Origin of the sequence: Arthrobacter sp. KN11-1C (assembly GCF_052180225.1) — a bacterium.
Classification (GTDB): domain Bacteria; phylum Actinomycetota; class Actinomycetes; order Actinomycetales; family Micrococcaceae; genus Arthrobacter.
On record NZ_CP197467.1, the window covers coordinates 1,033,751 to 1,053,873 of the forward strand.

Below are 20,123 nucleotides of genomic sequence, written 5' to 3' on the forward strand. Positions count from 1 at the left end.
CTCAAAGGAGGAACGCGGAATGGGAACGTTGATTTTTCTCGTCTTGGCGGTTGTCGTGGTATCCGGGATCCTGTGGGGAAGGAAATACTTCCGCCGCGAGATCGATCGCGCCAAGCGCATCAATCGGGCGAACAGGAAAGACTGATTTAACACGTTCGGTCCACAAAGGGACTTGAATCAGCTCCGTCGCGCCTTGCTCAAGGACTGATACCAGTAGTACGAGTCCTTGGGGGTTCTTTCGAGGGTATCGAAGTCCACGTGCACCAGCCCGAATCGCTGCGAATATCCGGCAGCCCATTCGAAGTTGTCCAGCAGTGTCCAGACGTAGTAGCCCAGAAGTTCGACGTCGTGGGCGATCCCGCCGGGGGCCGTGGCCCTCACTGCCTGGCCAAGGTGCGAAGCAAGGTAGCTGATGCGATCGGCGTCGTGCACCGGGCCCGGGGTGTGGTCCGGTTCCGGGAAGCTCGCGCCGCTCTCCGTGATGAACAGGGGAGGCAAGGCTGCCCCGTAGCGGTCCTTCAGCTCCCGCAGCAGGATTCCGAGGTGTTCGGGAGCAACAGGCCAACCGAATCCTGTCGTCTCGTATTCGGGAAACGCCGCCAGATGGAACGGCAGCTTGGCCATCATCTCCGGGGTGTTCCAGTGTGCGCTTCCGTCGCCGCGTCCTGAGGCTACCTTGACGGGGTAGTAATAGTTCAAACCGTAGAAATCCAGCGGCTGATGGATGGTCTTGAGATCCTCGTCCCGGACCTTGCCCAGGGCCCGGAACCAGGGCCTCACTTGGAGCGGCGGCTTCGGATAGTGCCCCAGGAGGATGGGATCGGCATACACCCGGTTGAAGATGAGGTCGAAGGCCTTGGCCATGAGACCGTCCGCAAACCGCTTGCTTGCTGGCCGGACCGGAGAGTGGACATTGGCGACGCCGACAGTTCCGGCCACGCTGGCGGCGCGCAGGGCCTGGACGGCGAGGCCGTGTCCGAGCAACTGGTGGTGGGCAGCCGGCAACGCATCGAAGAGCAGCCGCCTGCCGGGAGCGTGGACGCCCAGCGCATACCCTTGCAACGCCACCGAGACAGGTTCGTTCAAGGTGACCCATTGCGCCACGCGGTCACCGAAGCGGTGCGCCGCCGCAGCAGAGTATTCGGCGAACCGTTCCGCCGTCGTCCGGTTCAGCCAGCCGCCGTCGTGCTCCAGCGGCAGGGGAGTGTCCCAATGGAACAGTGTCACCATGGGGGAGATCCCGGCCTTCAGGAGCTTGTCGATCAGGCGGTCGTAGAAGTCCAGGCCCTGTTGGTTGATGGGTCCCTTGCCGCCGGGTTGGATCCGTGGCCAGGAAAGGGAGAAGCGGTAGGAATCCACGCCCAGGGCCTGCATGAGGGCAATGTCTTCGTCGGTCCGGTTGTAATGGTCGCAAGCGACGGCGGGAGAATGACCGTCGACGATCGCGCCGGGCTTCTCGGCGAAGGCGTCCCAACTTGACGGTCCGCGTCCGTCCGCTGTGAGCGAGCCCTCGATCTGGAAGGCGGCAGCGGCGACGCCCAGGATGAAGTCCGGCCGGATGCGGCCTGCAAGATCCCCCACAGTGGCAGAATCCTGGACAGTCATGACCCCATCATCCCGAGCGCGGGAGCCGATGGCAATGCTCCGCAGGGGCCCAATTGGCTTATGCCGCGGAATTCCGGCATACTAGGTGAGTTGTTCAAGCGCTTCTTCGTGTCCCGATCCGGATAATGCCGGGTGTCAGGGTCCAAGCTGAAGCCCAAACATAACCCAGATCCCCAAAGGAATTCGGACGATTTTGCGTGGAATGCGCGACACGCCCGACCGCGGGGGTCGGTTACACCGGCAAGTTGAGGAACCCGGATCCCTCCGGATTCAGCTTGTGCGGCGGGTGGTAGCACTGCTTCAAATGCTTCGGCAGCCACATGCAACACGTAAGTGAACAGGGCAGCCTTTATTCGAGGGCAGCACAGACTGAAAGAGAGTCAGGCGACATGGCGGGACAAAAAATCCGCATCCGGCTGAAGTCATATGACCACGAGGTCATTGATGTTTCAGCGCGGAAGATCGTTGAGACGGTCACGCGCGCAGGCGCAACGGTAGTAGGCCCCGTGCCGCTGCCGACGGAGAAGAACGTGTACTGCGTTATCCGCTCTCCCCACAAGTACAAGGACAGCCGCGAGCACTTTGAAATGCGTACTCACAAGCGTCTGATCGACATCATCGACCCCACGCCGAAGGCTGTTGACTCGCTTATGCGTCTCGACCTGCCGGCCGACGTGAACATCGAAATCAAGCTGTAGGGAGGTGCTGAGAAAACTATGACCGCAACCCGTAATGTAAAGGGCCTGCTGGGCACGAAGCTCGGCATGACCCAGGTCTGGGACGAGAACAACAAGCTCATCCCGGTAACTGTCGTCCAGGCTGACTCCAACGTCATCACCCAGCTGCGCAACGCAGACACTGATGGCTATGTCGCCGTTCAGATCGGCTACGGCCAGATCGATCCCCGCAAGGTCACCAAGCCGCTGGCTGGTCACTTTGAAAAGGCTGGCGTAACTCCTCGCCGCCACGTCGTCGAACTGCGCACTGCAGACGCCGCGTCTTACGAACTGGGCCAGGAGCTTTCTGTTGAGCTCTTCGAAGCCGGTCAGAAGATCGACGTCGTCGGCACCAGCAAGGGTAAGGGCTTCGCCGGTGTTATGAAGCGTCACGGCTTCCACGGTGTTGGAGCCTCCCACGGTGCGCACAAGAACCACCGCAAGCCCGGTTCCATCGGTGGCGCATCCACCCCGAGCCGCGTCTTCAAGGGTCTGAAAATGGCCGGTCGCATGGGCGCAGAACGTCACACCACGCTGAACCTCACGGTTCACGCTGTTGACGCCGAGAAGTCGCTGCTCCTTATCAAGGGTGCCGTCCCCGGCGCCCGCGGCCAGGTCGTCCTCGTACGCACCGCCGTGAAGGGAGCCTAGTTAGATGACTAGCACTGTCAAGGTAGACCTGCCTGCAGAGATCTTCGACGTCCAGACCAACGTGCCGCTGCTGCACCAGGTCGTCGTCGCACAGCTCGCTGCTGCTCGCCAGGGTACCCACAAGACCAAGACCCGCGCCGAAGTTTCCGGTGCAGGCCGCAAGCCGTTCAAGCAGAAGGGCACCGGCCGCGCCCGTCAGGGTTCCATCCGTGCTCCTCACATGACCGGTGGTGGCGTTGTCCACGGCCCGACACCGCGTGACTACAGCCAGCGGACCCCCAAGAAGATGAAGGCTGCCGCACTGCGTGGCGCCCTGTCCGACCGTGCCCGTAACGGCCGCATCCACGTCGTTGCTGAACTGGTCGCCGGCCCCAAGCCGTCCTCCAAGGAAGCACTGGCCGCGTTGCGTGCAGTCTCCGAGCGTCGGAACCTGCTCGTTGTTATCGAGCGCGCCAACGACGTTGCCGCACTGTCCGTGCGCAACCTCGCAGATGTTCACGTTCTGTACGCAGACCAGCTGAACACCTACGACGTGCTGGTTTCCGACGACGTTGTCTTCACCAAGGCTGCGTTCGAGGCTTTCATCGCTGACAAGGCAAAGAACGAGGAGGATGCCAAGTGAGTGCAGCCACCATCAAAGACCCGCGCGACGTCGTCATTGCACCCGTCGTTTCGGAAAAAAGCTACGGCCTGATCGACGAGGGCAAGTACACCTTCCTGGTGGACCCCCGCTCGAACAAGACCGAGATCAAGCTGGCCGTGGAGAAGATTTTCTCCGTCAAGGTCGAATCGATCAACACTATCAACCGTGCCGGTAAGCGCAAGCGGACCAAATTCGGCTGGGGACAGCGCAAGAGCACCAAGCGTGCAATTGTCACCCTCAAAGAAGGCACAATCGACATCTTCGGCGGTCCGCTCGCGTAGCGGAGACCACTTTAACGAGGAAATGAATTATGGGAATCCGTAAATACAAGCCGACTACCCCGGGCCGTCGCGGCTCGAGCGTAGCCGACTTCTCCGAAATCACGCGATCGACTCCGGAAAAGTCGTTGCTGCGTCCGCTGCACAAGACTGGCGGCCGTAACAACACCGGTAAGATCACTACCCGTCACAAGGGTGGTGGCCACAAGCGCCAGTACCGTCTGATCGACTTCCGTCGTCACGACAAGGACGGCGTCAACGCCCGCGTTGCCGAAATCGAGTACGATCCGAACCGCACGGCTCGCATCGCCCTCCTGCACTACGTTGATGGCACCAAGCGTTACATCATCGCCCCGAACAAGCTGTCCCAGGGTGACTTCGTCGAGGCTGGCCCCGACGCTGACATCAAGCCGGGCAACAACCTGCCGCTGCGCAACATCCCGGTTGGTACCACTATCCACGCAGTTGAACTGCGTCCGGGTGGCGGCGCCAAGATGGCCCGTTCCGCAGGTGCTTCGGTTCAGCTCGTCGCCAAGGAAGGCCGTTTCGCCCAGCTGCGTCTGCCCTCCGGTGAAATCCGCAACGTTGACGTGCGCTGCCGCGCAACCGTCGGCGAGGTCGGCAACGCCGAGCAGTCGAACATCAACTGGGGCAAGGCCGGCCGTATGCGCTGGAAGGGCGTTCGCCCGACCGTCCGTGGTGTCGCTATGAACCCGGTCGATCACCCGCACGGTGGTGGTGAAGGTAAGACTTCCGGTGGACGTCACCCGGTCAACCCGAACGGTAAGCGTGAAGGCCGCACCCGCCGCCCCAACAAAGAGAGCGACAAGCTTATTGTTCGTCGCCGCCGTACTGGCAAGAACAAGCGATAGGAGCCTGGACACATGCCACGCAGCCTGAAAAAAGGTCCTTTCGTAGACCAGCACCTCTTTGTGAAGGTCGCCAGGGAAAACGAAAAGGGCACCAAGAACGTCATCAAGACCTGGTCCCGCCGTTCGATGATCGTCCCGGACATGCTGGGTCACACGATTGCCGTTCACGATGGACGCAAGCACATTCCGGTGTTTGTCACTGAGTCGATGGTCGGGCACAAGCTCGGCGAATTCGCTCCAACGCGGACATTCCGCGGCCATGTCAAGGACGACCGTAAGGGCAAGCGCCGCTAGGCGCTGGCTCTACGGCTAAGACGAGAGAAGGAAAGCAATGGAAGCCAAGGCTATTGCGCGTCACATCCGCGTAACGCCTATGAAGGCCCGGCGCGTCGTCAACCTTGTTCGTGGTAAGCAAGCGAATGAGGCTCTGGCAATTCTGAAGTTCGCCGAACAGGCAGCTTCGGAGCCGGTATTCAAGGTAGTTCAGTCGGCAATGGCAAACGCACGGGTCCTCGCGGACCGCGACGGCGTTGCCTTTGACGAAGGAGACCTCTACATCAGCGAAGCGTTTGTTGATGAAGGCCCGACCATGAAGCGGTTCCAGCCGCGTGCTCAGGGTCGCGCATTTCAGATCAAGAAGCGCACGAGCCACATCACCGTGGTAGTCGCTACCCCGGAGAAAGAGGAGGCTCGCTAAGTGGGACAGAAAGTAAACCCGCACGGGTTCCGACTCGGCATCACCACCGATCACGTATCGCACTGGTTTGCTGACAGCACCAAGGCTGGCCAGCGGTACAAGGACTTCGTTCGCGAAGACATCCGCATCCGCCAGCTCATGTCCACGGGCATGGAGCGCGCTGGCATCGCCAAGGTCGAAATCGAGCGCACCCGTGACCGTGTCCGCGTGGACATCCACACGGCTCGCCCGGGCATCGTCATCGGCCGCCGCGGCGCAGAGGCGGACCGCATTCGCGGCGAGCTCGAAAAGCTCACCGGCAAGCAGGTCCAGCTGAACATCCTCGAGGTCAAGAACCCCGAGATGGAAGCACAGCTTGTTGCCCAGGGCGTTGCTGAGCAGCTGACTTCCCGCGTGGCTTTCCGCCGTGCGATGAAGAAGGCCATGCAGTCCGCACAGCGTGCGGGTGCCAAGGGCATCCGTATTGCTTGCTCCGGTCGACTGGGTGGCGCAGAAATGTCCCGCTCGGAGTTCTACCGCGAAGGCCGTGTGCCCCTGCACACCCTGCGTGCGAACATCGACTACGGCTTCTACGAAGCCAAGACCACCTTCGGCCGCATCGGCGTGAAGGTCTGGATCTACAAGGGCGACGTCACTGCCAAGGAACTGGCTCAGCAGGCAGCTGCTGCTCCGTCCCGCGGCCGTGGTCCGAGCGACCGCCCGGGCCGCCCGGGTGGCGCCGACCGTGGTGACCGCCGTCGTCGTACCGACCGTCCGGCAGCCGACGCAGCACCTGTTGCTGCAGAGGCTCCGGCAGCTGAAGCTGCTGCTCCCGCGGCAGAAGGAGGACAGGCTTAAATGCTTATCCCACGTCGAGTCAAGCACCGTAAGCAGCACCACCCGGGTCGTTCCGGCGCTGCAACGGGCGGCACCAAGGTCACTTTCGGTGAGTACGGCATCCAGGCCCTGAGCCCGGCCTACGTGACAAACCGTCAGATCGAGTCTGCCCGTATCGCGATGACCCGCCACATCAAGCGTGGCGGCAAGGTCTGGATCAACATTTATCCGGACCGTCCGCTGACGAAGAAGCCGGCCGAAACCCGCATGGGTTCCGGTAAGGGTTCTCCGGAATGGTGGGTCGCAAACGTCAAGCCGGGCCGGGTTCTCTTTGAGATCGCCGGCGTCGAAGAATCGGTTGCTCGCGAGGCACTGCGCCTGGCAATCCACAAGCTCCCGTTGAAGGCACGCATTCTGCGTCGCGAAGGTGGTGAATAGAAATGGCAGTAGGATCCAAGGAACTTGCATCCGCACAGCTGGACGGTTTCGACAACGAGCGACTCGTTGAAGAACTCCGCAAGGCCAAGGAAGAGCTGTTCAACCTGCGTTTCCAGTCCGCCACCGGTCAGCTGGAGAACCACGGTCGTCTGCGCGCGGTAAAGAAGGACATCGCACGCATCTACACCGTTCTCCGTGAGCGCGAGCTGGGCATTCGTGCCGAGGTTGCCGCACCGGTTGTGGAAGCCAAGGAAGAAAAGAAGTCCAAGAAGGCAGAAGCCAAGGCTGAAAAGGCCGAAGCCGAGGCTGGAGAGGACGCCAAGTGAGCGAACAGAAGGAAACTGTGACGGAAGCAGCAGCCAGCGCTGAACAGCGCGGTTACCGTAAGACGCGTCGCGGCTACGTTGTCTCTGACAAGATGGAAAAGACCATCGTTGTTCAGGTCGAAGACCGCGTGAAGCACGCTCTGTACGGCAAGGTCATTCGCCGCACCTCGAAGATCAAGGCTCACGACGAGCAGAACACCGCCGGCATCGGCGACCTCGTTCTGATCTCTGAGACCCGCCCGCTGTCCGCTACAAAGCGGTGGCGCCTGGTCGAGATCCTCGAAAAGGCTAAGTAATCCCGCGCCGGGCTTTGTCCGGCAGCGATATGGATTGGTGGAAGGCCCGTATTCCGGAAGGAATGCGGGCCTTTCCGCGTTTCGGTCCTTAGCATAAAACGTGCTAGGATATTGAGTTTGTATGGCGCCAGTTGTGTGTCAACAACCACCTCGTAAACAATCGTGCCGCGGCATACTGCCCCGCGCAGTTATTTCCGCAAGGGAAGCTGATGCTGGCGGCACGGGAGTTTAGGCCTGCTCTGGCAAAATCCAGGCAGGTCAAGAGACACCCCGATCAACCGTTCCGCAAGGCTCATTCCGTATGCTCCATTTCGGTCTGAGAACCGGCGCGACGCAAGGAGTAAAAATTGATTCAGCAGGAGTCGCGACTGAAGGTCGCCGACAACACGGGTGCTAAGGAAATCCTTACCATTCGCGTTCTCGGTGGATCCGGCCGTCGCTACGCAGGCATTGGCGACGTCATTGTCGCAACCGTCAAGGACGCTATCCCGGGCGGCAACGTAAAGAAGGGTGACGTCGTCAAGGCTGTCATCGTTCGTACCAAGAAGGAACGCCGCCGTGCGGATGGTTCCTACATCAAGTTTGACGAGAACGCAGCTGTGATTCTGAAGAACGACGGCGACCCCCGCGGTACCCGTATCTTCGGCCCGGTTGGTCGTGAACTCCGTGACAAGAAGTTCATGAAGATCGTCTCCCTGGCCCCGGAGGTGCTTTAGTCCATGGCTAAAATCAAGAAGGGTGACCTCGTTCAGGTCATCACCGGAGCCAAGCAGGAGCGCGGCGGCGACCGCGGCAAGCAGGGCAAGGTCTTGCGCGTCTACCCGGAGGCCAACCGCCTCCTCGTAGAAGGCATCAACCGAGTCACCAAGCACACCAAGGTCGGTCAGTCGCAGCGCGGCACCAAGACCGGTGGCATCGAGGTCGTTGAGGCCCCGATCCACGTCTCCAACGTTGCTCTTGTTGACCCCTCGACCAAGAAGCCGACCCGCGTTGGTTTCCGTCTCGAGACCGTTGAGAAGGACGGCGTCTCCAAGACCGTCCGTGTCCGCGTGTCCAAGGCATCCGGGAAGGACATCTAATGACTGAGACTCTCGAGACTCCAGCGAAGATCGTTCCGCGTCTGAAGACGAAGTACGCCGATTCCATCAAGCAGACCCTGGTTGAGGAATTCAAGTACGAGAACGTGAACCAGGTTCCCCGCCTGGTGAAGGTTGTTGTGAACATGGGTGTTGGAGATGCCGCCAAGGACTCCAAGCTGATCGACGGCGCTGTCCGCGACCTCACCCTGATCACCGGCCAGAAGCCGCAGGTAACCAAGGCCCGCAAGTCGATCGCACAGTTCAAGCTGCGCGAAGGCATGCCCATCGGTGCACACGCAACTCTGCGTGGGGACCGTATGTGGGAATTCGTGGACCGCCTCGTGACCCTCGCCCTGCCCCGTATCCGCGACTTCCGCGGCCTCAACGGCAAGCAGTTCGACGGCAACGGCAACTACACCTTCGGTCTGACCGAGCAGGTTATGTTCCACGAAATCGACCAGGACTCCATCGACCGCGTTCGCGGTATGGACATCACGGTTGTCACCACTGCAAAGACCGATGACGAAGGCCGTGCGCTGCTCAAGGCACTTGGCTTCCCGTTCAAATCCGAAGACTAATAACTACGTAGTAGGTCCGGCCGCGGCTGCTTTGTAGCCAACGCGGAAACCATTACGAGGAAGGGCAAGAGCCCACAATGACTATGACAGATCCTGTCGCAGACATGCTTACGCGTCTGCGCAACGCCAACTCGGCATACCACGACACCGTGAGCATGCCGTACAGCAAGCTCAAGGCACGCGTTGCCGACATCCTGAAGGCAGAAGGCTACATCGCTGCTTGGAAGGAAGAGGAAGCCGAAGTCGGCAAGAAGCTGACCATCGACCTCAAGTTCGGTCCGAACCGCGAGCGTTCGATTGCTGGTGTCCGCCGCATTTCCAAGCCTGGTCTCCGCGTTTACGCGAAGTCCACCAACCTGCCTCACGTGCTGGGTGGCCTGGGTATCGCAATCCTGTCCACCTCTTCCGGCCTCCTGACTGACAAGCAGGCCGGCAAGAAGGGCGTGGGCGGCGAAGTCCTCGCGTACGTCTGGTAACGGGAAAGGAAGAGAATAATGTCACGTATTGGACGTCTCCCCATCACCGTTCCTGCCGGCGTTGAAGTTAAGGTTGATGGCTCTGTCATCAACGTCAAGGGCACCAAAGGCGAGCTGAGCCACACTGTAGCCAGCCCGATCGAGGTCACCCTGGACGAAAGCACCTTGACTGTCACCCGCCCGAACGACGAGCGCGCTTCGCGTTCCTTGCACGGCCTGACCCGCACCCTGATCGCCAACATGATCGAGGGCGTCACCAAGGGCTACGAAAAGAAGCTTGAAATCGTTGGTACCGGTTACCGCGTTCAGGCCAAGGGTTCTGACCTTGAGTTCGCTCTCGGCTTCAGCCACCCGGTGAATGTCGCCGCTCCCGAGGGCATCACCTTCACGGTGGAGGGGCCGACCAAGCTCTCCGTCGCTGGTATCTCCAAGCAGCAGGTCGGCGAGGTTGCTGCCAACATTCGCAAGCTGCGCAAGCCCGACCCCTACAAGGGCAAGGGTGTCCGTTACGCCGGCGAAGTTATCCGCCGCAAGGTCGGAAAGGCTGGTAAGTAAACCATGGCCATCGCAATTAACAAGAAGCGTACGAACAAGAGCAAGTCTGCTGCACGCAGCCGTCGCCAGCTTCGTATCCGCAAGCGCATCACCGGCACGGCTGTTCGTCCTCGTCTGGTCGTCAACCGCTCCGCACGCCACATCTTCGTCCAGGTTGTCGATGACAGCAAGGGTGTAACCGTGGCTTACGCTTCCACTTTGGAAGCTGACCTTCGTGCATTCGACGGCGACAAGACTGCCAAGGCCAAGCGCGTCGGCGAGCTCGTTGCCGGTCGTGCCAAGGCTGCAGGCATCGAAGCTGTTGTCTTCGACCGCGGTGGTAACAAGTACCACGGCCGGATCGCCGCCGTCGCTGACGGCGCACGTGAAGGTGGGCTGGCACTGTGACCGTTGAGAATAACGAAAAGGACATTCAGGTGACTGAAGCTGCAGCTGCTGAGGCAACTGAGACTGCTGCTGCCACCGACGACCGCCGCGGCGGCCGTCGTGGCGAGCGTGGTGACCGTGGCCAGGGCCGCGGCGACCGTGGTGGCCGTGGTGGCCGCGACGGCGGTCGCGAGGCCGAGAAGAGCCAGTTCGTAGAGCGCGTTGTAACCATCAACCGTGTTGCCAAGGTCGTCAAGGGTGGTCGTCGCTTCAGCTTCACCGCACTCGTCGTCGTCGGTGACGGCAACGGCCTGGTTGGCGTTGGCTACGGCAAGGCGAAGGAAGTTCCGGCAGCTATCGCGAAGGGCGTTGAAGAGGCCAAGAAGTCCTTCTTCCGCGTTCCCCGCGTTGGCAACACCATCCCGCACCGCGTGCAGGGTGAGGCCGCAGCAGGCGTTGTCATGCTGCGTCCGGCTTCCCCGGGTACCGGTGTTATCGCTGGTGGTCCGGTCCGCGCGGTACTGGAATGCGTCGGTATCCACGACGTTCTCTCCAAGTCGCTCGGTTCCTCGAACGCCATCAACATCGTTCACGCGACTGTTGACGCCCTGAAGCGACTGGAAGAGCCCGCTTCCGTGGCAGCCCGCCGTGGCCTGCCGCTGGACGAGGTTGCTCCTGCTGCTCTGGTGCGCGCACTCCAGAACCAGAAGGCAGGTGTCTAGTCATGGCTAAGAACCTGACTCCCTCCGACGCTCAGTTGGAGATCACCCAGATCAAGGGCGTCATCGGCGCCAAGCAGAACCAGCGTGAAACCCTGCGGTCCCTCGGCCTCAAGCGCATCGGACACACCGTTGTCCGTAGCGCTGACGCCGTGACTGTCGGAATGCTCAACACGGTTCCGCACCTCGTGAATGTAGAGGAGGCGAAGTAATGGCTGAGAACAAGACTGCCGCAGAGGCTGCCGACAAGCAGAACACTCTGAAGGTCCACCACCTGCGTCCCGCCCCCGGTGCCAAGACTGCCAAGACCCGTGTTGGTCGTGGTGAAGGCTCCAAGGGTAAGACCGCCGGTCGCGGTACCAAGGGTACGAAGGCCCGCTACCAGGTCAAGGCTGGCTTTGCCGGCGGCCAGCTGCCGCTGCACATGCGCCTGCCGAAGCTTCGCGGCTTCAAGAACCCGTTCCGGGTTGAGTTCCAGGTTGTAAACCTGGACAAGCTCAACGAGCTGTTCCCGGAAGGTGGCGCTGTCACCGTCGAGGCACTGGTTGAGAAGGGTGCGGTTCGCAAGAACCAGCCCGTCAAGGTGCTGGGCACCGGCGACATCACCGTCAAGGTTGACGTCACCGCCCACGCTTTCTCCTCCAGCGCTGCTGAGAAGATCGCAGCAGCAGGCGGAACCACCACTGCCCTCTAAGGGCTCTGGGGCTATCGCCCGCTGTGAAAGACTCCCGGTGTGGAGGGCTTCGGCCCCTCGCGCCGGGAGTTTTTTCGTATGGCGCGCACCCCTCGATTGTTCGCATCGCGCATCAAACCGTTAGACTCGGGTGTTGGGTTTCAATGACCCCTTTCGACACCCTTGGACTTTTAACTCAGGAGGACGCTTGCTAAGCGCATTCGGCCGGGCATTTCGGACGCCTGATCTGCGACGCAAGTTGTTGTTCACGCTGGGAATCATCACAATCTTCCGCTTGGGAGCTTTTATCCCCTCGCCTGGTGTGAGCTACCAAAATGTTCAGCAATGTTTGTCAAGCAATCAGGACCAGGGCGGCCTCTACCAGCTCGTCAACCTGTTCAGCGGTGGTGCACTGCTGCAGGTTTCGATCTTTGCCCTGGGGATCATGCCGTACATCACGGCCAGCATCATCGTGCAGCTGCTCCGCGTGGTCATTCCGCGGTTCCAGCAGCTGTATGACGAAGGTGCCTCGGGCCAGTCGAAGCTGACGCAGTACACGCGTTATCTGACCATTGCGCTGGGCCTGCTGAACGCCACCACTTTGGTATCGCTGGCTCGCTCCGGGCAGCTGCTGCCCAACTGCCAGCTCCCGATCATCCCGGACACGAGCATCATTGCCACGATTCTTGTGGTCATCACGTTGACGGCTGGTACGGGACTCATCATGTGGATGGGCGAACTCGTCACCGAGAAGGGCGTGGGCAACGGCATGTCCCTGCTCATCTTCACGTCCATCGCAGCCGGTTTCCCGACCTCCCTTGGCGCCATCTGGAATTCCAAGGGACCGGGCACCTTCTTCACGGTGTTGGCGATCGGTCTCGTGACCGTGGCCCTCGTGGTCTTCGTGGAGCAGTCACAGCGGCGCATTCCGGTCCAGTACGCGAAGCGTATGATCGGCCGGCGCACTGTGGGCGGGACAAGCACCTACATCCCCGTCAAGGTGAACATGGCCGGCGTCGTGCCCGTCATCTTCGCTTCCTCCATGCTCTACCTGCCGGGGCTGATTGCGCAGTTCAACCAGCCGAAGGCCGGGGAGTCCATCGCCCCGTGGGTTGAGTGGATCAACAACAACCTCACCAAGGGCGACCACCCCATCTACATGGCGCTGTATTTCGTCATGATTGTGTTCTTCACCTACTTCTACGTCGCGATCACCTTCAACCCTGAAGAGGTCTCGGACAACATGAAGAAGTACGGCGGGTTCATTCCGGGCATCCGGGCGGGTAAACCGACCGCGGACTACCTGCAGTACGTGCTTTCCAGGATCACCCTCCCCGGAGCCTTCTACCTGGGCTTCGTGGCGTTGATTCCGCTGGTCGCACTTGTCCTGATCAGCGCCAACCAGAACTTCCCGTTCGGTGGCACGTCAATTCTGATCATGGTTGGTGTGGGCTTGGAAACCGTCAAGCAGATTGATGCGCAGCTACAACAACGTCACTACGAAGGGCTTTTGCGATGACGAGAATGCTGATCATTGGACCCCCGGGTTCGGGCAAGGGAACCCAGGCCGAGCGGATTTCCGGGCGCTTGGGCGTAGTCGCCATTTCCACCGGCGACATCTTCCGTGCAAACGTCAAGGGCGAAACCCCGCTGGGTATCGAAGCCAAGAAGTACATGGACGCCGGCGATTTCGTTCCGGACAGCGTCACCAACAAGATGGTCCGCGACCGTCTGAGCGAGAGCGACGTCGAGAACGGCTTCCTGCTCGACGGATACCCGCGCACCACCGCCCAGGTGGAATACCTGGACCAGATCCTCGCCGACACCGAAGAGAAGCTCGACGTCGTGCTTCAGCTGACGGCCGACGACGAGGAACTTGTTTCACGCCTGCTGGGCCGCGCCAAGGAGACCGGGCGCTCGGACGACAACGAAGGTGTCATCCGCCACCGTCTGGACCTTTACCACGAGCAGACTGAGGCCGTCGTGGCCAAGTATGCCGAACGCGGCATCCTGACCCGAGTCGATGGCATTGGCGGCATCGACGAGGTCACGGACCGTGTGTTGCTGGCCATCGAGGCTGCCAAGGCAGTTTAGCTGCCGCATGACCCGTGAAAAGGGCGTGTCCCGCGCTGGAGTGAAATACTCCGGACGCTGGACACGCCCTTTTCTGCACTCCTCCGGGACCGCGCAGCGGGAGGCTCCCGGCGCGTTTGCGGCTCCGGTTTCCGGCACGGGCGCGGATGCGGGAAAATAGGGGATCAGAGGATGATCTGCTTCTGCAGCCCGCTACACGCAGCACACGACAAGAGGAGACCATGGCGTTCGGCCAGCCCCGCATCGAATACAAGACCAATGAGCAAATGCGCAAGATGCAGGAGGCCGGATTGGTCCTCAGCAGAGCGCTCGACGCGGCCGTTGAAGCTGCGAAACCAGGGGTGACCACTCGTGAGATCGACGCCGTGTTTGCGGCGGTCCTCATCGACGCTGGAGCGAAGTCGAATTTCCTCGGTTACCACGGCTTCCCGGCCACCATCTGCACCTCTGTCAACGAGGAGGTAGTCCACGGCATCCCCGGTGACCGCGTCCTCCAGGACGGGGACATCATTTCGATTGATGGCGGCGCAATAGTGGACGGTTGGCACTCCGACTCGGCGCGCACCGTGATAGTCGGTGCGGCGGATCCTGAAGACCAGCGCCTCTCGGATGTCACGCAGGCCGCCATGTGGCGTGGAATCGCTGCTTTGGCGAAGGGCAAGTTCGTCGGCGACATCGGCAACGCCGTGGATGACTACGTCTCCTCCGTGCCGGGAAAGCCGCTCGGCATCCTGGAAGACTACGTAGGCCACGGCATCGGTTCCGAGATGCACATGGCTCCAGACGTGTTGAACTACCGCACCACGCACCGTGGTCCGAAGATCAGGCCGGGACTGTGCCTTGCGATTGAACCCATGCTGGTCCGCGGCAGTATCGAAACCGCAACCCTCGACGACGACTGGACCGTGGTGACCACCGACGGCAAGCGTTCGTGCCAGTGGGAGCACTCGGTTGCCGTCCACGAAAAGGGCATCTGGGTGCTTTCCGCGCCCGACGGCGGTGCAGAGCAGCTGGCGCCGCTCGGCGTCGTGCCCGTTCCGATTCCCTGATTAAACGCAACTGCCCAACTACCTCGCATTAGATGTCGTTCTGAGCTCTCAAAACGACATCTAATGCGTGGGCCCACGCCGCCCGGGTTCCCTGGCCGAGCTTGCGAGGCGAGGGTGGCGGTGGGGACTAGTTGGGCTGCGCTTGGCGTTTAAGGCCCTAGCTCTTGAGCTTGGGCTTCACGTCCTTGGTGTAGATGCCATCGAGGGTTGCCTTGAGGTCCGTCATGGTGGCCTTGACATCACCTTGCTGGGTGAGGATCTTCGCGGCAGCCTTGGCCATCTCCTGGTCGGCGCCGGGCAGGAATACGCGGGCGTTGTCCTGCACCTTGGTCACAGCGAGCTGGTCCATGGCCGTCTTGATCTGGGGGGTCTTGGCGAGGACTGCCGTCATGTCCGCGGAGACGCGCGTCGGCATGTATCCGGTCGCGGCGGAGAATGCCGCGGTGTTCTCCGGTTCGGTCATGAATTTCAGGAAGGTGGCAGCAGCGAGCTGGACTTCCTTGCTGACACCGCTGGGGATCCCGAGCCCCGCGCCGCCGGTGGGGCAGACGTTGGTCGCGGCCTTGGGTCCGCCCGGCATGAAGCCGACGCCGACGTTGAACTTGGCGGACTTCAGCACGCCCAGCAAGTCTCCGGTGGAGGAGATCGTGGTGGACGTGATGCCTGCGGCGAAGTCGTCCGCGGCGTTCTTGGAGGAGACCCCGGCCCACTTGTCCTTGTAGATGGAGTCCTGGGCCCACTGCAGCGCCGCGACGGATTCGGTGGAATCGCAGTTGAAGGTCCAGCCGTTGGACCAGCTGCCGCCCCAGCCCCACAGGTTGTTCTGCAGGGTCCAGCCGGCGTACCCGGCAAGGGCCGGGTAGATGTAGGCGTATTTCGCGCCCGAGCTGGCCTGGAGCTTCGGGGCCCAGTCGGCGAACTCCTGCCATGTCTTGGGAGCGCGGTCCGGAAGGCCGGCGGCCTTGAAGTGGTCCTTGTTGTAGTAGAAGAGCGGGGTGGAACGGCCGTAGGGGAGCGCCCACTGCTTGTTGGCGTATTGGTAGTCCGCCACGAGGGACTTCTGGAAGTCGTCAATCTTGACGTCCAGCTGCTTGATGAGTCCGTCCAACGGGATGATGTTGCCGTTGGTGTAGTAGCGGAACCACCAGACGTCGGAGAGCACTACGAGGCCGGGGAGGGCCGACTTCGCGGCCTGGGAGGTCTGGAACTTCTGGGCGATTTCCTCGTAGTTGGCGCCTGCCGTCACGAGGTTCACTTTGATGTCCGGGAACTTGGCCTGGAACTTGTCGATGATCGATTGCTCGACGGCCTGGGACTGCCCGGGGTGGCTGGTCCAGAAGTCGAACGAACCGGCCGGCTTGACGCCGGTGAAGTCGATGTCCGAAGGGCTGCTGCTCGCTGCGCTGCCGCTCGTCGACGGACCGCCGCATGCTGCCAGGGCGGCGGCGCCGACTCCCAGTCCGGCGAGCCCCAGGAAGTTTCTACGGTCAAGGTTCATTGCCATGGTTGGTCCTCTCAAGGATGCAAAGGTGGTGAGGTTGTGTTTGGACGGTGCGGCCGGGGTGTGGGGAAGGCCGCGCTGGATGGTGCGGTGTTGCTAGCCTGTGACGCTGCCCTGGGTGAGCCCGGCAACGATGTAGCGTTGCAACGCTGCGAAGACCAGGAGGATGGGGATGATCACCAGGACGGCTCCGGCCATCAGGATTCCCCAGCCTGCGCCGTTTCCCTCAGAGTTCTGAAGCAGTGTCAGGCCGACCGGGAGGGTCATGGTTTCCGGCCGGTCCGTGATGATCAGGGGCCAGATGTAGTCGTTCCATTCGCTGACCACGGTGACGAGGGCAACGGTGGCGATGGACGGTAGCGAGACGGGAACGACAACTTGCCACAGCCTGCGCCAATGGCCGGCGCCGTCGATTTCCGCGGCTTCGAGGATGGAGCCCGGAAGCGTCTTGAAGTGCTGGCGAAGCAGGAAAGTTCCGAAGGCCGTGCCGAGGCCCGGAAGAATGATCCCCCACAGGGTGTTCTTCCCGCCGATTCCCGCGATCAAAATGTAGTTGGGAAGGATCGACACCTGCGGCGGCACCATCAAGGCCACGAGGATCACGACGAAGATGACGTTCTTGAACGGGAAGCGGACAAAAACCAGGGCGTAGGCCGTCAGGATCGCTAGGATCACCTTGACGGTGGAGCCGACCGTGGTGACGATCAGGCTGTTCAGGAAGAACCGCGCGAACGGCACCGTGGTCATGGCCGTGTGGTAATTATCGAGGTTCAGGCCCTGCGGCAGGATCTTGAGATCAGTGGTCACGATTTCGCCCGGCTGCTTGAAGGAACTCAACACCATCCACAACAGCGGCAGGACAACCACCAGGGTGGCCACGATCAGCGGGATGTAGCCGCCGGCCAGCGTCTGGACGAGGTTCGCGCGGGAGAAGGGCTTGTCGCGCCGCGCTGGGAGTTCCGGACCGGCGTCGGGAGTGTTAAGGGTCCCGACGCCGCTTGCGGGGTTGGGGCTGACGGGAGAGAGCGTGCTCATGAGTAGTGCACCTTCCGTTCGACGAACCGCAACTGGAGCACGGTGATGATGAGCAGGATGGCGAAGAGCACCACCGAGATGGCAGCGGAGTAGCCGGCGCGGTTGTAGGCGCCGAAGGCCTGCAGGTAGGCCTCATAGATCAGCGTGCTGGTGCCGTTGCCCAGCGGTGTCATGATCCGGATCAGGTCAAAGGCCTGAAGCGAGCTGATCATCGTGGTGATCAGGAGGAAGAACGTGGTGGGCGAGAGCAGCGGAACGGAAATGCTCATGAAGCGGCGGAAGCCGTTGGCTCCATCCAGGGATGCTGCCTCCATGACGTCCTTCGGGAGCGACTGGAGCCCGGCCAGGTACACGACCGCGCAATAGCCGAGGTTCTTCCACACGTAGACGATGATGACCATCACGAGGGAAAGCTGCGGATCGTTGATCCACTGCGGGCTTTGCTGGCCGATGCCGCGGAGCAGCCACGACAGCACGCCGTATCCGGGGTCGAAGATGAACAGCCACACGAGGCCGACACCCACGCCGCTGAGGACGTAGGGGGCGAAGACCGCAGAACGGGCAAACGTGGTGCCGCGCACCTTCGCGTTCAAGGCGAGGGCCACCAAGAGGCCCAGCACCATTGAGCCGCCGACGGTGACCACGGTGAACACGAGGGTGGTGCCAAGTACTTGCGGAGCGTCGGAGCTGGTGAAGAAGGCGACGTAGTTATCAAGGCCCACAACCGTGGCTGAGGTGGAGCCCAAGGTCCAGTCGAGGGTCGAGTAGTACATGTTGTTGATCAGGGGCAGATACGTGAACACCGCGATCAGCGCCAGGTTCGGCAGGGCCAGTGCCAGGAACACGAAGAAGTCGCGTCGGGTTCGGCCGGACCAACGTCCCCGGCGCTGAGGGGCCGGGACAGCCTGCGCGGTGGCCGCGGGGCTGCTAGTCAGCTGTCTTGTCATGGGAGGTCTCTAACGGTTCGCAGATATCGGGGCGCGCCGGACTCGGACTGGTGGGTCAAGGGGGCGGCTAGATTTACCTCACCACACGGGAACCAGTGTCAAGTCACAAAAAGGGCAGTTCGCCGGATTGTTGGACAAGGCTTTTGCGCTCGTTTACTCGATGTTTCGTGACGGCTGGGGCCGTGTTTACATTCGAGGCACGGCTACCGCTTGCCCGGACGGACGCCCGGCGTGCTGATTTGATTCAGCGCAGGGGAAAGCTGGGCGGAAGGAGCTCGTTGAGGGGGCGGCGGGCGTAGTCCGAGGAGGTCAGCGACCCAATGTAATGGTTCAGGAATTCCTGGGCACGTTCCCGGTAGTCGCTCGTGTCCACGGTGACGATTTCTCCCTGGTCCACAACGGTCCGGCCGGCCACCACTACCCGCGTGATGTCACGTCCATCCGCGTTCATGATCAGGGTGCGGATGGGGTCGGCGTGCGGTCCGATGTGACTGCCGCTCAAGTCCAGGACGAAGTAGTCTGCCTGCGCTCCGGGTTCCAAACGGCCCAGGTCGGAACGGCCGAGGGATTCGGCAGGATCCAGGGTGGCTGAGCGAAACAGATCGGCAGCTTGGGCGCTTGAGCGGTCCCCGGTGAGGGTCTTGGTCATTCCCATTGCCAGGTCCATGGCGCGGATCATGTTGGGTGGGGCAGAATCCGTGCCCAGTACGATCCGGACCCCGCGCTCACGGTAAGAGTCATAGTTGTCGAGCATCCCGCCGTAGTGGGCCATCGGGATGGGGCAGAGCAGGACCGATGTTCCGGACCCGGCAAGCAGCGCCAGATCGTCCCCGGTGCCGGCGGCGGCGGGCATGTGCGGATGCCCGGGGATGGTCCACGCATGAGGGATGTAGGTGCGTTCAGCGAGGAAACCGAGATCCGCCAGGTAGGGGAGTGGACGCCGTCCCGTGCGGGCTATCATCGTCTCCACTTCGAAGAGCCCCTGGGCGGCATGCAGGCGCACGGGGACCTTGAGCTCATCCGCGGCTTGCCGGGTGAGGCGGAGGGTCTGTTCGGTCTGCGTTTCGATCCGGGCGGGCAGCAGCGCCGTCCGGATCAGCCCTTCGGCCCGGCCCTGGTAGTCCTGGGCGAAGCGAACGGCTTCCTCCAGGCCGTCGAGGCCGTGCCGTTCGTCTTCGTGGAGCATCACCCGCTTGCCGTCCGTGTAGGGGACTGCAGCGCGGTAGCTCGGCCCCAGGTAGGCCCGGACGCCGAGGGCCTCCACGGCGGCCGCGGTGTCGGCGAGGTCCTCGTAGTCCTCGCACCATTCGTGGTAGCTCTCGGACGCGATGGGCATGAGCGTGGTGATGCCGTTGCGGACCAATTGCGACAGGGCAAACTCGCGTCGGAACCTTGACTGCTCGCGGGTGAACACGGCTCCGTGGTTCCGCAGATAGGACTCGGACCAGACGAGGCCCAGACGCCGATCGGGGTCCGGCCACGAATCGAAAAGGGCGTGGTCGATGTCTGCCAAGGCGTTCAGGTCGATGAATCCGGGGGAGACGATTGCCTGCCCGGCGTCGATATCGATGTCCACTACTCCGGGGTAGTCCCGGCCCACGAAGACAATGGCCCCGTCTTCGTGGACCAGCTCAGCCTCGGGCAGGATGCAGTGGTCGCCGTCGGCATAGCCAATGATGAAGGCGGCCTTGATGCGCGTAATCACGGCTCTCC

29 protein-coding genes are annotated in these 20,123 nt (G+C 61.8%); 24 read left to right on the forward strand and 5 right to left on the reverse strand.

What is annotated here, in order from left to right; translation table 11 throughout:
- The first annotated feature begins 19 nt into the window (after positions 1 to 19).
- Complete coding sequence (locus tag ACSBOX_RS04835; RefSeq protein ID WP_442545048.1) at positions 20 to 145, forward strand: hypothetical protein; 126 nt, start codon at positions 20 to 22, stop codon at positions 143 to 145.
- A 32-nt stretch (positions 146 to 177) separates the two neighbouring features.
- Here ACSBOX_RS04835 and ACSBOX_RS04840 read toward each other — a convergent pair whose 3' ends face one another.
- Complete coding sequence (locus ACSBOX_RS04840; protein WP_442545049.1) at positions 178 to 1,605, reverse strand: GH1 family beta-glucosidase; 1,428 nt, start codon at positions 1,603 to 1,605, stop codon at positions 178 to 180.
- Between the two features lie 389 nt (positions 1,606 to 1,994).
- Here ACSBOX_RS04840 and rpsJ point away from each other — a divergent pair, with 389 nt between their 5' ends.
- The 23 genes from rpsJ (at position 1,995) to map (ending at position 14,927) form a co-directional block, all read left to right on the forward strand.
- Entirely contained in the window at positions 1,995 to 2,303 is a 309-nt protein-coding gene (rpsJ, locus tag ACSBOX_RS04845) for a 30S ribosomal protein S10 (protein WP_003803825.1), read from the forward strand.
- Positions 2,304 to 2,321: 18 nt separating this feature from the next.
- Entirely contained in the window at positions 2,322 to 2,972 is a 651-nt protein-coding gene (gene rplC / locus ACSBOX_RS04850; protein ID WP_078108091.1) for a 50S ribosomal protein L3, read from the forward strand.
- Between the two features lie 4 nt (positions 2,973 to 2,976).
- Positions 2,977 to 3,594 carry a 50S ribosomal protein L4 gene (gene rplD / locus ACSBOX_RS04855; RefSeq protein ID WP_284980817.1) on the forward strand — a complete coding sequence of 206 codons (618 nt, stop codon included), beginning with the start codon at positions 2,977 to 2,979 and terminating at the stop codon, positions 3,592 to 3,594.
- Complete coding sequence (gene rplW, locus ACSBOX_RS04860) at positions 3,591 to 3,896, forward strand: 50S ribosomal protein L23 (RefSeq protein WP_059387362.1); 306 nt, start codon at positions 3,591 to 3,593, stop codon at positions 3,894 to 3,896. The genes rplD and rplW overlap by 4 nt, the downstream gene beginning before the upstream one ends.
- A 29-nt stretch (positions 3,897 to 3,925) precedes the next feature.
- Positions 3,926 to 4,765: a 50S ribosomal protein L2 gene (gene rplB / locus ACSBOX_RS04865; protein WP_028265104.1), complete on the forward strand. Its 840-nt coding sequence runs from the start codon at positions 3,926 to 3,928 to the stop codon at positions 4,763 to 4,765.
- 12 nt (positions 4,766 to 4,777) lie between these two features.
- Entirely contained in the window at positions 4,778 to 5,059 is a 282-nt protein-coding gene (gene rpsS, locus ACSBOX_RS04870; protein ID WP_018773666.1) for a 30S ribosomal protein S19, read from the forward strand.
- 37 nt (positions 5,060 to 5,096) lie between these two features.
- Positions 5,097 to 5,462 carry a 50S ribosomal protein L22 gene (rplV, locus tag ACSBOX_RS04875; RefSeq protein ID WP_028265103.1) on the forward strand — a complete coding sequence of 122 codons (366 nt, stop codon included), beginning with the start codon at positions 5,097 to 5,099 and terminating at the stop codon, positions 5,460 to 5,462.
- The gene (gene rpsC, locus ACSBOX_RS04880; protein ID WP_028265102.1) at positions 5,463 to 6,299 is read left to right on the forward strand and encodes a 30S ribosomal protein S3; all 837 of its coding nucleotides are present in this window, start codon (positions 5,463 to 5,465) and stop codon (positions 6,297 to 6,299) included.
- The gene (gene rplP / locus ACSBOX_RS04885; RefSeq protein ID WP_234749058.1) at positions 6,300 to 6,716 is read left to right on the forward strand and encodes a 50S ribosomal protein L16; all 417 of its coding nucleotides are present in this window, start codon (positions 6,300 to 6,302) and stop codon (positions 6,714 to 6,716) included.
- Between the two features lie 2 nt (positions 6,717 to 6,718).
- A complete protein-coding gene (gene rpmC / locus ACSBOX_RS04890) occupies positions 6,719 to 7,042 on the forward strand; it encodes a 50S ribosomal protein L29 (protein WP_269995957.1) in 324 nt (107 codons plus the stop codon).
- A complete protein-coding gene (gene rpsQ / locus ACSBOX_RS04895; protein WP_059387365.1) occupies positions 7,039 to 7,338 on the forward strand; it encodes a 30S ribosomal protein S17 in 300 nt (99 codons plus the stop codon). Before rpmC ends, rpsQ begins: the two co-directional genes overlap by 4 nt.
- Positions 7,339 to 7,685: 347 nt before the next feature.
- A complete protein-coding gene (rplN, locus tag ACSBOX_RS04900) occupies positions 7,686 to 8,054 on the forward strand; it encodes a 50S ribosomal protein L14 (RefSeq protein ID WP_003803789.1) in 369 nt (122 codons plus the stop codon).
- 3 nt (positions 8,055 to 8,057) lie between these two features.
- The gene (gene rplX, locus ACSBOX_RS04905) at positions 8,058 to 8,417 is read left to right on the forward strand and encodes a 50S ribosomal protein L24 (RefSeq protein WP_078108092.1); all 360 of its coding nucleotides are present in this window, start codon (positions 8,058 to 8,060) and stop codon (positions 8,415 to 8,417) included.
- Entirely contained in the window at positions 8,417 to 8,995 is a 579-nt protein-coding gene (rplE, locus tag ACSBOX_RS04910; RefSeq protein ID WP_059387367.1) for a 50S ribosomal protein L5, read from the forward strand. The genes rplX and rplE overlap by 1 nt, the downstream gene beginning before the upstream one ends.
- A gap of 77 nt (positions 8,996 to 9,072) precedes the next feature.
- Complete coding sequence (rpsH, locus tag ACSBOX_RS04915; RefSeq protein ID WP_028265096.1) at positions 9,073 to 9,471, forward strand: 30S ribosomal protein S8; 399 nt, start codon at positions 9,073 to 9,075, stop codon at positions 9,469 to 9,471.
- An 18-nt stretch (positions 9,472 to 9,489) separates the two neighbouring features.
- Complete coding sequence (rplF, locus tag ACSBOX_RS04920) at positions 9,490 to 10,026, forward strand: 50S ribosomal protein L6 (protein WP_442545050.1); 537 nt, start codon at positions 9,490 to 9,492, stop codon at positions 10,024 to 10,026.
- Positions 10,027 to 10,029: 3 nt separating this feature from the next.
- Entirely contained in the window at positions 10,030 to 10,413 is a 384-nt protein-coding gene (gene rplR / locus ACSBOX_RS04925) for a 50S ribosomal protein L18 (RefSeq protein ID WP_059387369.1), read from the forward strand.
- Between the two features lie 29 nt (positions 10,414 to 10,442).
- The gene (gene rpsE, locus ACSBOX_RS04930) at positions 10,443 to 11,114 is read left to right on the forward strand and encodes a 30S ribosomal protein S5 (RefSeq protein ID WP_171983517.1); all 672 of its coding nucleotides are present in this window, start codon (positions 10,443 to 10,445) and stop codon (positions 11,112 to 11,114) included.
- 2 nt (positions 11,115 to 11,116) lie between these two features.
- Positions 11,117 to 11,323 carry a 50S ribosomal protein L30 gene (rpmD, locus tag ACSBOX_RS04935; RefSeq protein WP_078108095.1) on the forward strand — a complete coding sequence of 69 codons (207 nt, stop codon included), beginning with the start codon at positions 11,117 to 11,119 and terminating at the stop codon, positions 11,321 to 11,323.
- Complete coding sequence (gene rplO / locus ACSBOX_RS04940; RefSeq protein WP_078108096.1) at positions 11,323 to 11,805, forward strand: 50S ribosomal protein L15; 483 nt, start codon at positions 11,323 to 11,325, stop codon at positions 11,803 to 11,805. The genes rpmD and rplO overlap by 1 nt, the downstream gene beginning before the upstream one ends.
- 187 nt (positions 11,806 to 11,992) lie before the next feature.
- Positions 11,993 to 13,303, forward strand: coding sequence for a preprotein translocase subunit SecY (gene secY / locus ACSBOX_RS04945; RefSeq protein WP_078108097.1), 1,311 nt, complete (start codon positions 11,993 to 11,995; stop codon positions 13,301 to 13,303).
- A 5-nt stretch (positions 13,304 to 13,308) separates the two neighbouring features.
- Positions 13,309 to 13,878, forward strand: a complete 570-nt coding sequence (locus ACSBOX_RS04950; protein ID WP_264637975.1) for an adenylate kinase — start codon at positions 13,309 to 13,311, stop codon at positions 13,876 to 13,878.
- Between the two features lie 221 nt (positions 13,879 to 14,099).
- Positions 14,100 to 14,927 (forward strand): type I methionyl aminopeptidase, encoded by an 828-nt coding sequence (gene map, locus ACSBOX_RS04955; RefSeq protein WP_442545051.1) that lies wholly within the window; start codon positions 14,100 to 14,102, stop codon positions 14,925 to 14,927.
- A gap of 157 nt (positions 14,928 to 15,084) precedes the next feature.
- Here map and ACSBOX_RS04960 read toward each other — a convergent pair whose 3' ends face one another.
- The 4 genes from ACSBOX_RS04960 to ACSBOX_RS04975 form a co-directional block, all read right to left on the reverse strand.
- Positions 15,085 to 16,431, reverse strand: a complete 1,347-nt coding sequence (locus ACSBOX_RS04960) for an ABC transporter substrate-binding protein (RefSeq protein ID WP_442545052.1) — start codon at positions 16,429 to 16,431, stop codon at positions 15,085 to 15,087.
- 93 nt (positions 16,432 to 16,524) lie between these two features.
- Positions 16,525 to 17,463, reverse strand: a complete 939-nt coding sequence (locus ACSBOX_RS04965; RefSeq protein ID WP_442545053.1) for a carbohydrate ABC transporter permease — start codon at positions 17,461 to 17,463, stop codon at positions 16,525 to 16,527.
- Positions 17,460 to 18,410, reverse strand: coding sequence for a carbohydrate ABC transporter permease (locus tag ACSBOX_RS04970; RefSeq protein ID WP_442545054.1), 951 nt, complete (start codon positions 18,408 to 18,410; stop codon positions 17,460 to 17,462). The genes ACSBOX_RS04965 and ACSBOX_RS04970 overlap by 4 nt, the downstream gene beginning before the upstream one ends.
- 244 nt (positions 18,411 to 18,654) lie before the next feature.
- Positions 18,655 to 20,115 carry a chlorohydrolase family protein gene (locus ACSBOX_RS04975; RefSeq protein ID WP_442545055.1) on the reverse strand — a complete coding sequence of 487 codons (1,461 nt, stop codon included), beginning with the start codon at positions 20,113 to 20,115 and terminating at the stop codon, positions 18,655 to 18,657.
- Between the last annotated feature and the right edge of the window lie 8 nt (positions 20,116 to 20,123).